The following is a 10,101-nucleotide window of genomic DNA, read 5'->3' on the forward strand; positions in this document are numbered from 1 at the left end:
CCGGCCGGCCTGCGCCGAGCAGTACGCGGCCCGGATGCCGCCGACACGGCATCCGGGCCCGCACTCAGTGCGCGACCGCTTTCTCGGCGCCGACCCCGGTCAGCGCCCTGACCTCCATCTCCGCGGCCTTCGCCGGATCTTCGGTGTCCTTGCCGCCGAGGTAGGTGCCGACCACGCCGAGCACGAATGCCAGCGGAATGGACACGATCCCCGGGTTGGACAGTGGGAACCAGTCGAAATCCAGGTCCGGCAGCATCGCGGTCGGCGATCCGGAGACCGCCGGGGAGAACACGATCAGCACGACCGTGGAGATCAGCCCGCCGTACATGCTGAACAGCGCTCCGGTGGTGTTGAACCGCCGCCAGAACAGCGAGTACAGGATGGTCGGCAGGTTCGCCGAGGCCGCGACCGCGAACGCCAGCGCCACCAGGAAGGCGATGTTCTGGCCGTTGGCCAGGATGCCCAGGGCGATGGCCAGCACGCCGATCACCACCGCGGTGATCCGGGAGACCCGGACCTGGGCGGCATCGTCGGCTTTGCCACGTCGGATGACATTGGCGTAGATATCGTGGGCGAAGGAGGCCGAGGCCGTGATGGTGAGTCCGGCGACCACCGCGAGAATGGTCGCGAACGCCACCGCCGAGATGATGCCCAGCAGGATCACGCCGCCGAGTTCGAAGGCCAGCAGCGGCGCCGCGGCGTTCTGGCCCCCGGCCGCGCCGAGGATCCGGTCCGGGCCGACGATGGCCGCCGCGCCGTAGCCGAGCACCAGGGTGAACAGGTAGAAGGCGCCGATCAGCGCGATCGCCCAGACCACCGAGCGGCGGGCCTCCTTGGCGGTCGGCACGGTGTAGAAGCGCATCAGCACATGCGGCAGGCCCGCGGTGCCCAGTACCAGCGCCAGGCCGAGCGAGACGAAGTTCAGTTTCGACATCTCGCTGCCGCCGTACTGCGCGCCGGGAGCGAGGACATCGCGCGCGGCAACCTTCGCGTTCTCGGAGCCGCCGATCGCGCTCTGCGCACCGGAAAGGATGCCGGAGGGATCGAACCCGAACTTCGCCAGCACCATCACCGTCATCACCGCGGCGCCCGCGATCAGCAGGACCGCCTTGATGATCTGCACCCAGGTGGTGCCCTTCATCCCGCCCACCAGGACGTACACGATCATCAGCACACCGACCACGGCGATCACCACGGCCTGCCCGGTTTTACTGGACACATCCAGCAGCAGGGCCACCAGACCACCGGCGCCGGCCATCTGGGCGAGCAGGTAGAACAGCGAGACGGCCAGGGTGCTGATCGCGGCGGCGGTGCGCACGGGCCGCTGCTTCAGCCGGAAGCTCAGCACATCGGCCATGGTGAACTTGCCGGTGTTGCGCAGCATCTCGGCCACCAGCAGCAGGGCCACCAGCCAGGCGACGAGGAATCCGATCGAATAGAGGAAGCCGTCGTAGCCGTAGACCGCGATGGCGCCGGCGATTCCGAGGAAACTCGCCGCGGACAGATAGTCCCCGGCGATGGCGATCCCGTTCTGCGGCCCGGTGAATCCGCGGCCACCGGTGAAATAGTCGGTGGCGCCGGAGGTATTGCGGCCCGCCCAGAACACCACAATCATGGTGACCACGACGAACAGCGCGAAGATGGCGATATTGGCGACCGGATTGCCGACCGTGGCGTCGGCGGCCTGCAGCGTGGTCACGACCGGTTTCCTTCCAGTTCGGCGCGTAGCGCGGCGGCCCGCGGGTCCAATTCCCGGTTGGCGAATCGGACGTAGAGGCCGGTGATCAGGAAGGTCGAGACGAACTGGCCCAGCCCCAGCAGCAGTCCGATATTGACCTCACCGAACACCGGAGTGGCCATGAAATCGTGCGCGTAGGCGCCGAGCAGCACATAGCCGAGGTACCAGAGCAGGAACAGGGCGGCCATGGGGAAAATGAAGCGGCGCAGCCGGTTACGGAGTTCCTGGAACTCCGGGCTCTCCTGCGCGGCGACGAAATCGGGTGGCGGGTCGGCCCGCTCCCCGCTTTTGTCGAGATCGATATCGGTCATGCCGGGTCCCTCATCATGTGGCGTGTATTACCTGAGCAGAAGGTAGCGGGCCGGCGGCGGTGCAGGACCCTTGTGATGGGGGTCACTCGGTAGAGACGGGTAAGTGTGCGGTGAGCGGTCGCTGGGCCGCGACGAGCGGTCGGACCCGATCGCTGCCGCCGATCAGTCCGGGCGGTGCCCGGGTACGCGGTCGGCGCCCATGCCCAGGCGCTCGGGCGCGTGCATCCGGACGAACGCCCGGCCCACCCCCGGCGAGCGCGGGGTGCAGCGGCTGACGAGGACCATGGTCGCGAAGGCCAGCGGAACCGCCACCGCCGCCGGGTATCCGAGCAGCGCCGCGGCCCAGCCGTCCGCCAGGTGACCGGAGACGCCGCCGAGCACCGAGACCAGGGTCGCCGCGCCCGCCACGGTGCCACCGATCACCAGACCGGCGGCCGCGCCCACCGCGGTGAGGCCCCGCCACCAGATGCCGAGGACCAGCAGCGGGCACAAGGTCGCGGCCGCGAGCGAGAACGCCAGCCCCACCGTACGGGACAGGTCCAGCGAGACCACGCCCAGCGACAGTGCCAGCGGCACCGCACCGGCGACCAGCGCCGCGATCCGGAAATCCCGGATCCGCCCGCGCAGCACATCCGTACTCAGCACACCGGCGATACTCACCACCAGCCCCGAGGAGGTGGACAGAAAAGCGGCCATGGCGCCCGCCGCGACCAGCGCCGCCAGCAGCTGCCCGGGCAGTCCCGCCAGTGCCGACGAGGGCAGCAGCAGGACCGCGGCGTCGGAGGTACCGGTGATCAGCAGTTGCGGCACGTAGAGCCGGGCGAAGACGCCCAGCAGTACCGGGAACAGGTAGAAGGTGCCGACCAGCGCGATCACGGCGAGCGCGGTCCAGCGGGCGGCCCGGCCGTCGCGGTTGGTGTAGAAGCGCACGAGGACATGCGGCAATCCCATAGTGCCCAGGAACGTGGCGATCATCAGCGAGTACACCTGATACCGCGGATGCGGTCCGGCGAAACCGCCGCCGGGCAGCAGCCAGTGCGCGCCGTCGGCGGGGGCGCCCGCCACCACCGGCACCGCCGCGCCCGGTTCGAGCACCAGCCGGGTGTCGCGGGCCAGTTCGTGGATACCCGCCGCCAGCAGGACCGGGCCGTCCACCCCGCGGTCGTCCATTACCCCGTGCACCGCGACCCATTGCGGCGCGGCCAATTGCACGAGTACCGGGGTGGTCACCTCCACCGTGGTCTGTTCGCTCACCGTCGGCGGGGCGGGCGCGCCGAGTTCGCGATCGCCGCCGGGCCGGTCGGCGGCGAAGAAATGCACCAGCAGAACGAGCGCGGGCAACGCCACCGCGGTCAGTTTCAGCCAGTACTGAAAGGCCTGGACCAGGGTTATCGACCGCATCCCTCCGGAGACGACATTGACCACCACGATCACCGCCACCGCGACCGCACCCACCCAGCCCGGTACCCCCAGCAGAATGCGCAGCGTCAGCCCGGCGCCCTGGAACTGCGGGATCACATATACCGCGCACACCAGCACCACCACCACGGCGGCGAGACGGCGCAACCGCGGCGAACCCCACCGGAACTCGGCGAAATCGGGCACGGTGTAGGCCCCGGACCGCCGCAGCGGCGCCGCCACGAAGAGCAGCAGCGCCAGATACCCGGCGGTGAAACCCACCGGGTACCACAGGGCATCGGCGCCATATTTGGCGATCAGTCCGGCGACCCCGAGGAACGACGCGGCGGACAGATACTCACCGGAAACGGCGGCGGCGTTCCAGCGTGGACCGACACTGCGGGAGGCCACCAGGAAATCCGAGGTCGTGCGCGCCCAGCGCACCCCGTACACACCGAGGACGACCGTCGCCAGCGCCGCCGCGAGCAGCGCCGCCACCGTGAGGCCGGACGCGGTCACCGTCCCGGCCTGCGGATCGGCCGGGTCCGGGCCCCCGACACGGGCCGCTCAATCACCGGTGAGCTCGAGGAAATCGTTCTCGTTGCGCTCGGACAGCCGCAGGTACACCCGTCCGGTGAGCCACAGCAGCGGATAGGCCGCTCCTCCCAGCACCAGCCACGGCAGCCGGATACCCAGCACCACGGTCTCGGCCACCGCGGTCACCCCGAACAGCAGTGGGAGCGCGGCGAGGAGCAGGGCGATCACCAGACCACAGCTCAGGGCCAACCCCAGTTGCGCCCGGATCAGTCCGCCGATCAGCGCCTCGCCGATCTCGGTCTGCTCGGCGACCTCCACCCGGGTCCGGACGCGGCGCGCGCCCCGGCGTTCGGCGAGCACCACCCGCCGGCGCGGCGGCCGCGGTGCGGGGCCGATCATCGCCGCTCCGGCGACGGATGCGGTCCGTGCACCAGCCGCTGTTTGAGTTCGCGCACCTGGCGACGGCTCACCGGGAGCTCCACCCGCTGCGCCCCGCGCAGACAGACCAGCGTGCCCGAGCCCACCGTCCGCAGCCCGGTCACCCGCCCGAGCGCCACCAGGTACGAGCGGTGCACCCGTAGGAAATCCTCGCGCCAGCGGTCCTGCAACGCCGAGAGCGGAATGCGCACCAGATGAGAACCGGTGTCGGTGTGCAGCCGGGCGTAGTCGCCCTCTGCTTCCACCCAGTTCACCTGCGACCGGTGCACCAGCGTGGTGACCCCGCCGAGCTCGACCGGAATAACTTCGTGCCCCCCGGCCGGACCCGGGTCCGGTTCCGGATCGGTGCGGGCCAGGCGGTCGGCGATCCGCCGCACCGCGGCGCCCAGCCGCTGCTGCCGCACCGGTTTGAGCAGGTAGTCCACCGCGCCCAGATCGAACGCGGCCACCGCGTGATCCTCGTGCGCGGTGACGAAGACGATCGCCGGCGGGTGCACGAATTCGGCGAGCACCCCGGCCAGTTCCATACCGTCCAGGCCGGGCATATTGATATCCAGGAAAACCACGTCGACCGCATGTGCCCGCAGAATCCGCAACGCGCCGGTCGCGTCGGCGGCACCGTGCAGGTCGGTCACCGCGGGCTCGGCGCGCAGCAGATAGAGCAACTCGTCCAGCGCCGGCTGCTCGTCGTCCACGGCCAGCACCCGCATCTGCCAGACCCTTCCTGCTCCATCGACTCGCCCATGGTAGTCATCGGGGTCCGGCCGCGGGTCCGGTACCGGGGTTCGGGGCCGGTCAGGATCCGAGCTGGTCCATTCGCCGTTGCATTTCCTCGGGCTCGATATCCTCCACATGGGTGGCGACGGTCCACTGGTGACCCCAGGGGTCCACGAACGAACCGGTCCGGTCACCGTAGAACTGGGTCTGCGGGGCACTGATCTCGGTAGCGCCGCCGGTGAGCGCCGCGGCGTGCGCCGCATCCACATCCGGGACGTAGACGTAGAGGTTGACCGGGGTGCCACCGATCGAATGCGGGTCCCGGAACGCCATATCCGGGGCGGGGTCGCCGAGCATCAGCACCGAATTGCCGATCAGGAGTTCACAGTGCATCACGGTGTCGTCGGGGCCCGGGATCCGCATCCGTTCGGTGGCCCCCAGTACCCGTTTGTAGAACTCCACCGCGTCCGCGGCTCCGGCGATCGCCAGACCGGGGGAAATAGTGGGATAACCTTCGGGAACAGGGAGGACATCGGACATCACGGGACCTCCGTCTCGCAGAGTTGTGTCGGACACCTGTGAGCCTATGCCCGGTTCGGCGCCGATGGCCTCCGACGAACCCGACCAGCCGGATCAGCCGCCCCAGCTGACGTTGGTCTCGATGACCTGACGCAGCACCGTCGAGGTGCGCGGATCGCGGTAGTACTGGTGGCCGCCGATCGAGATCGACCCGGCCACCGGCAGCGGCAGGCCGAGATCCACGGTGATATCTCCGCTGCCCTGCATCGCGTAGTCCTCGATTTCGAGCATGCCGGCCTCGTTGGGCAGATCCCAGATACTCGATTTCGGCGTCTGGGTGACGTCGAGCCGGATGGACAATCGCCCACCGTCACGGGCGACCAAGGTGGCCGTGGTGACCTGGTCGAGGTCGACGCCGCCGCCCACGGTCTGCTGTACCCGCCATACCGCGCCCACCCCGACCGGTTCGTCGGGAAAGGTGACTGATCGGTAGACCGCCTGGTAAAAGGCTTGTTCCAAGGCGGCCCGCGCCGAATTCGAGGTATCGGGGGCCGGCGCCAGACGCAGCGCGGTGATCCCGCCGAGTTCACTCATCTCGAACCCGGCGTGTGTTCCGTCGGCGGCGGTCAGCGCCTCCGACAGCGCCGGATCCGAAGTCGTCACCGAACCGAGGGTGAGCTCCACTGCGCCGGCATCGGTGGTGGCGGTCATCGGGATGGTCAGCGCCGGACTGGAGAAATCGCGCACCTGCTGGGTATCGATCTGCTGCTGGATACGGTGATCGGTACGCAATGTCACCGCCTGGACCGTGCCCTCGTGGTAGGAGGGCCGCAACATGGAACGGGGCTCCTCGCCGTGGTCCACCGTGGTGACCACGGCCGCCGCGATCGGGACAGTGACCTCACCTATTCCGAGCGGTTCGGTGCCGTCGGCCTCGGCCCCGGAGTCGCCGCCGTCGCCGCAGCCGGAACCGAACGCGGTGAGACCCACCGCGAGAACCACCATCAGCACTCTGGACCTTGCCAGGCGGGGCGTGGGAAACGAACACAACACCGTCACGCCCGACAGCCTACGAGGCGTACCTGAGCGTGGGCTGGGACATCGCGCCGACTTCCGGAAGCACCGCCCGGCACCGGCGTCCGCGCCGCGACACACCGGCGCGGCGGCCCACCACCGGTGCGCGCGGGTGCCCACGGTACTGGGCCGGTCCCTCTCGAGAGATGATGGTCGGCGTGAGTGAGGACCGGCCTACGCCAGAGCAGGACCCCGACGACCGCCCCGGCGGGACCGGCGCGCAGCCGCGGCAGCGGCTGCCGCTACTGCTGGCGGTCGCCGCGACGCTGTTCGCGCTCGACCTGGTCACCAAGATCATCGTGGTCGCGCGGATACGTCCCGGCGAACCGGTGTCGATCATCGGCGACTCCGTGGAACTGGTGCTGGTACGCAATCCGGGTGCCGCCTTCTCCATGGCCACCGGCATGACCTGGTTGCTGACCCTGATCGCGACCGCGGTGGTGATCGGGGTGCTGCGCATCGGCCGCACCCTGCGCTCGACCCTGTGGGCGATCGGACTCGGCGGGGTCCTCGGCGGCGCGCTGGGCAACCTGATGGACCGGCTGTTCCGCGCGCCGGGGCCCCTGCAGGGTCATGTGGTGGATTTCGTCTCGGTCGGCTGGTGGCCGGTGTTCAATGTGGCCGATTCCTCGATCGTGTGCGGGGCGATCCTGCTGGTGACGCTCACCGTCTTCGGCTTCGAGCCCGACGGCACCCGCTACAAGGACAAGGAGAAGGCCGCGTCCACCACCGATCCCGCCCCGTCCCCGGCCGACGAGCCCGGCCCCGGCCTGGACCGCTCCGCCGGTGACACCACCCCCGAGGACTCCGCGTCCGGCGCCGCCCCGGAGTCCACCGCCGGCAAGGGAACCGCGGACTCCGCCACCTCCGACGGCAAGGAGACCGCCGCATGAGAGAGACCAGGACGATGCCCGTCCCCGACGGACTCGACGGGATGCGGGTGGATGCCGGCCTCGCGCGGCTGCTCGGACTGTCCCGGACCGCGGTCGCGGCCCTGACCGAAGAAGGCTCGGTGCAGCTCGACGGAGTGGCCGCCGGCAAATCCGACCGGCTCACCGCCGGCGCCTGGCTCGAAGTGGTGTTCCCCGAACCGCGCCGGGAGCTGAGTATCGAAGCCGAACCGGTGGAGGGTATGAAAATCCTCTACGCCGACGACGATATCGTCGCCGTCGACAAACCGGTCGGCGTCGCCGCACACACCGGAGTCGGATGGAGCGGACCCACCGTGGTCGGCGGACTGGCCGCGGCCGGCTACCGGATCTCCACCTCCGGCGCACACGAACGGCAGGGCATCGTGCACCGGCTCGATGTCGGCACCTCCGGGGTGATGGTGGTGGCCCAGTCCGAACACGCCTACACCGTGCTCAAACGCGCGTTCAAACAGCGCACCGTGGACAAGCGCTACCACGCCCTGGTCCAGGGCCATCCGGATCCCAGCAGCGGCACCATCGACGCCCCCATCGGCCGCGCCCGCGGTAACGACTGGAAATTCGCGGTCACCTCCGACGGCCGGCCCAGCGTCACCCACTACGACACCGTGGAAGCGTTCCAGGCGGCGAGCCTGCTCGATATCCACCTGGAAACCGGCCGCACCCACCAGATCCGGGTGCACTTCTCCGCGATCCGGCACCCCTGCTGCGGTGATCTCACCTACGGCGCCGATCCCCGGCTCGCCGAACGGCTCGGCCTGCAGCGCCAATGGCTGCACGCCCGATCACTGGGCTTCCAGCACCCCGCCGACGGCCGCTACCTGGAGATCACCAGCGAATACCCCGACGACCTCACCCACGCGCTGCGCGTGCTACGCGACGCCTGACCGCCGATGCCCGAGGTACCCGCAGCACCGCCGCACCGGCCCCGCAACATCCGCCGGGGACTCGGCTACGGCGCGGCCGCGGCCGCCTGCGGTGTGTTCGTCCTCGCACTCGGCTACCTGATACCCCCGGCCGAGGCGATCGTATCCACCGACCGCCTCGGACCCGACCAGGGCGAAACCATCGCCGGATACCTCGACCGGGCCCGGGAATCGCTCACCGGGACAGACGCCGCGGATCGGTGGGCGCTGGTGTCGTTCACCGAGTACCGGCCCGCCCCCGAGCTACGTGGCCAGGTCGGGGATCTACGCATCGGCCAGGCGCTGTACCGGGTTCCGCTCCCACGCGTCGCGACTCCCGTGGTCGCGGTCCAGACCCCCGCCGGTGACGTCGCGCTGCGGCGCTCCGGCGCGGACGCCGCCTGGCAACTGGACGATCAGCGCCGCTACGTCGGCGACGACCGCACCGCCCGCACCCTGGAGGTGGTCATCGCGCGCCTGCGCGCGGATTGCGCCTGCTCCCCCGGCGTCGTCGTCCGGGCCCCGCTGCCCCGGCTCCGCGAGCTCACCGGACAGCCCGGAATCCGCGCGGTGCAGGCGCTACCGGCCGATGCCGTCGCCGGACGGTTCGCCGTCGACCCCCTGCTCCCCGACAGCACCGACCCCGTCGGCCCGCCACCGGACGACGGGCCCGTCCCACCGGCCTGATCAGAAGTCCAGCGTCACCACACCGTCCAGATAGCGGTGGCAGCGACCGGTCAGCAATACCCGGTCCTCGACCAGCTCGACGCCGAGCGAACCGCCCCGCCGGGACAGCTGACGCGCGGTCAACCTGCTGCGCCCGAGCTCGGCACTCCACAGCGGCGCCAGCTGGGCATGCGCCGAACCGGTCACCGGATCCTCGGGCACCCCCACCCCCGGCGCGAAGAACCGCGAGACGAAATCCACCTCGTCACCCCGGGCGGTGACCACCACACCCCGCTGCACCTTCGGAAAGGCACTCAGGGCCGGTGCCAGCTCCCGGACCTGCCGCTCGCTGTCCACCACCACGACCACATCCGCACCCGAGTACACACGCACCGGTTCCACGCCCAGCGCCGCCACCAGTGCCGCATCCGGTTCGGCCGGAACGGAGGCCACCGCGGGCAGATCCAGCACGTACTCGTCGTCATCGGTGCGATCCACCCGCAACCAGCCACTATGGGTGAAGAAACCGACCCGGTCCTCACCCGGCTGGATATCGCAGAGGATATGCGCCGCCGCCGCCAGCGTGGCGTGCCCGCACATCACCACCTCGGTCATCGGCGTGAACCAGCGCAGATGGTAGGCGGGCCAGCTCCCCGGCGGCACCCCGGCCTCTGGGGGTAACCGGGAGGTGTAGAAGGCCGTCTCGGCGAGATTGTTCTCCTCGGCCAACTGTTGCAGCACGGTATCGGGCAACCAGGTGGGCAACGGCATCACCGCTGCCGGATTCCCGGAGAACGGTGCGTCGGCGAACGCGTCGATCTGGTGCAGCAGAACCTCCATACCACGAACGTACTGTGTTTTTTGGCGCG

General features: G+C 70.0%; 11 protein-coding genes. 3 read left to right on the forward strand and 8 right to left on the reverse strand.

Translation table 11 applies throughout. The features are described from left to right. Positions 1–64 precede the first annotated feature (64 nt). The 7 genes from NS4_RS28205 to NS4_RS28235 form a co-directional block, all read right to left on the reverse strand. Positions 65–1,699: a monocarboxylic acid transporter gene (locus NS4_RS28205; protein WP_063062524.1), complete on the reverse strand. Its 1,635-nt coding sequence runs from the start codon at positions 1,697–1,699 to the stop codon at positions 65–67. Continuing rightward, on the reverse strand, positions 1,696–2,049 hold the full coding sequence (locus tag NS4_RS28210; RefSeq protein ID WP_063062525.1) for a DUF485 domain-containing protein: 354 nt from the start codon (positions 2,047–2,049) through the stop codon (positions 1,696–1,698). The genes NS4_RS28205 and NS4_RS28210 overlap by 4 nt, the downstream gene beginning before the upstream one ends. Positions 2,050–2,211: 162 nt before the next feature. After that, positions 2,212–3,966: a sodium/solute symporter gene (locus NS4_RS28215; protein ID WP_063062526.1), complete on the reverse strand. Its 1,755-nt coding sequence runs from the start codon at positions 3,964–3,966 to the stop codon at positions 2,212–2,214. 48 nt (positions 3,967–4,014) lie between these two features. Further along, positions 4,015–4,383: a hypothetical protein gene (locus tag NS4_RS28220; RefSeq protein WP_063062527.1), complete on the reverse strand. Its 369-nt coding sequence runs from the start codon at positions 4,381–4,383 to the stop codon at positions 4,015–4,017. Beyond that, positions 4,380–5,132: a LytR/AlgR family response regulator transcription factor gene (locus tag NS4_RS28225; RefSeq protein ID WP_063062528.1), complete on the reverse strand. Its 753-nt coding sequence runs from the start codon at positions 5,130–5,132 to the stop codon at positions 4,380–4,382. The genes NS4_RS28220 and NS4_RS28225 overlap by 4 nt, the downstream gene beginning before the upstream one ends. 85 nt (positions 5,133–5,217) lie before the next feature. Further along, positions 5,218–5,679, reverse strand: coding sequence for a VOC family protein (locus tag NS4_RS28230; RefSeq protein ID WP_063062529.1), 462 nt, complete (start codon positions 5,677–5,679; stop codon positions 5,218–5,220). 93 nt (positions 5,680–5,772) lie between these two features. Further along, a complete protein-coding gene (locus NS4_RS28235; protein WP_063062535.1) occupies positions 5,773–6,663 on the reverse strand; it encodes a hypothetical protein in 891 nt (296 codons plus the stop codon). Between the two features lie 215 nt (positions 6,664–6,878). Here NS4_RS28235 and lspA point away from each other — a divergent pair, with 215 nt between their 5' ends. Genes lspA through NS4_RS28250 form a run of 3 tightly spaced genes read left to right on the forward strand, consistent with a single transcriptional unit; the run spans position 6,879 to position 9,253 of the window. Then, positions 6,879–7,625 carry a signal peptidase II gene (lspA, locus tag NS4_RS28240; protein WP_084487803.1) on the forward strand — a complete coding sequence of 249 codons (747 nt, stop codon included), beginning with the start codon at positions 6,879–6,881 and terminating at the stop codon, positions 7,623–7,625. Beyond that, positions 7,622–8,548: an RluA family pseudouridine synthase gene (locus NS4_RS28245; RefSeq protein ID WP_063062530.1), complete on the forward strand. Its 927-nt coding sequence runs from the start codon at positions 7,622–7,624 to the stop codon at positions 8,546–8,548. Before lspA ends, NS4_RS28245 begins: the two co-directional genes overlap by 4 nt. A 6-nt stretch (positions 8,549–8,554) precedes the next feature. Then, entirely contained in the window at positions 8,555–9,253 is a 699-nt protein-coding gene (locus NS4_RS28250) for a hypothetical protein (protein WP_157106299.1), read from the forward strand. Here NS4_RS28250 and NS4_RS28255 read toward each other — a convergent pair whose 3' ends face one another. Further along, the gene (locus NS4_RS28255; protein WP_063062531.1) at positions 9,254–10,072 is read right to left on the reverse strand and encodes a PhzF family phenazine biosynthesis protein; all 819 of its coding nucleotides are present in this window, start codon (positions 10,070–10,072) and stop codon (positions 9,254–9,256) included. It lies immediately after the preceding gene. Between the last annotated feature and the right edge of the window lie 29 nt (positions 10,073–10,101).

The organism is Nocardia sienata NBRC 100364, assembly GCF_001613205.1.
Classification (GTDB): Bacteria; Actinomycetota; Actinomycetes; order Mycobacteriales; family Mycobacteriaceae; genus Nocardia; species Nocardia sienata.